General features: G+C 71.5%; 2 protein-coding genes. Both read right to left on the bottom strand.

From position 1 onward, the window contains the following. Window positions 1-647, bottom strand: a 647-nt coding sequence (locus tag U9980_RS08565; protein ID WP_322767438.1) for an SDR family NAD(P)-dependent oxidoreductase, incomplete at its 3' end; no start/stop codon positions are given. Between the two features lie 136 nt (window positions 648-783). Then, window positions 784-1,476, bottom strand: a 693-nt coding sequence (locus tag U9980_RS08560) for a DUF305 domain-containing protein (protein ID WP_322767437.1), incomplete at its 5' end; no start/stop codon positions are given.

Here is a 1,476-nt window from a genome sequence, read left to right as displayed (position 1 = left end):
GCGTCTGGCGCCCAGGGTCGGCCCTCGGCCTGGAGCACCCGGCGCTGCATGGCGGTCGCCGTCCGGCCCGGAAGCATCGTGCACACGCGGACGTCGGCGTCGGCCACCTCTGCGCGCAGGCTGTCCGCGATCGCGCGCAGCGCGTGCTTGGTGGCGGCATACTGGCCGATCTTCGGGCTGGCGGAGATGCCCTGGGTCGAGTTGACGAAGATGACGTCCCCGCCGCAGCGTCGGCCGGCGCACAGCAGATCCGGGAGCAGGAGCTGGGTGAGGGCGTAGGGCGCACGGACGTTCACCGCGTACTGGTGGTCAAGGTCGCTGATGTCCGCGTCCGCCATGGGCGAACGTTGATAGGCACCAGCCGAGTGGATCAGGATGGACAGGCCGCCGAACTGCCGGCGGACAGCCTCGGCGAGCTCGGCCCGGGCATCGGTGTCGGTGATGTCCGCCCGGTGGAGGTGGATCTCGGCTCCGTGGCCGCCCGCCTGCGCGGCCAGCGCGTCCAGCGCGGGCTGGTCCCGGCCGGTCGCGATGACCGACGCGCCCGCGACGGCGAGCCGCACGGCGATGGCGTGTCCGATCCCGCTGGACGCGCCGGTCACCAGCGCCGTGCGGCCGACCAGCTCCGGCGGCCGATGCGCGGTCATGCGCGGCCGAGATGGTCCGCAAGGCGGTGAAGCCCCGCCACCGCCTCGGGGAAAGCTCGGGTATCCGGGTGGGCTGTGGTCACAGCCGCCTACGGTACGCCCGAGGTGTCCTCGTCCCGGGCACTCCAAGTCCGCATCAGGCCGGGGGAGCTCCCATGGCGTGCAGGTCGGCCTCCATCTGGTCGATTTCGATCGCCTGGTTGATGACCATCGCCCGGGCCAGTGCCCGCACATCGGGCTCCTGTGCGCGAGCCGCGGCCTCCTGCGCCATCGTGAGCCCGCCACGGTGATGGCGGATCATGAGGGCGAGGAAGAGGGTGTCCAGCTCCCGCCCGGAGGCCTTCGACAGCTGGCCCAGTTCTGCGTCGGTGGCCATTCCGGGCATCCGCGTAGAATTCGTGGTTGCCCCGTCATGCCCGGAAGCGTCATGCCCGGAGCTGTCATGGCCGGAGCTGTCATGGCTCGCCAGGTGCACGGATCGCATCCAGCCCATCGGCGGGTCGGTGGAGATCTGCGCCAGGCCCCACTGGGTCAGCCACGCCGACATGATGCCGATCTCCCGCTGTTGGGTGAGCGCAACGTCCTCGGCGACACCACGTTGTGTCATGTCGGCGCCCCCGCGGAACTCGACCATTGCTATCTGGACGGCCTGGGCATGATGGGCGGACATGTCGCGGGCGAACCCGGCGTCCACGGAACCCTCGCCGGGAGCCTGGTCGACAAGCCCGCGCAGGCCTGCGCCTGCGGCCAACAGGGCGACCACCAGAGCCAGCACCAGCGGCACCCAGCGGGAGGCTCGCCGTAGCCTCGCCGTCCGGGCGCCGCCTGT

Origin of the sequence: Protofrankia sp. Cr1, from assembly GCF_963555865.1 — a bacterium.
Taxonomy (GTDB): domain Bacteria; phylum Actinomycetota; class Actinomycetes; order Frankiales; family Frankiaceae; genus Protofrankia.
This window is presented reverse-complemented; position numbering and strand designations above follow the sequence as displayed.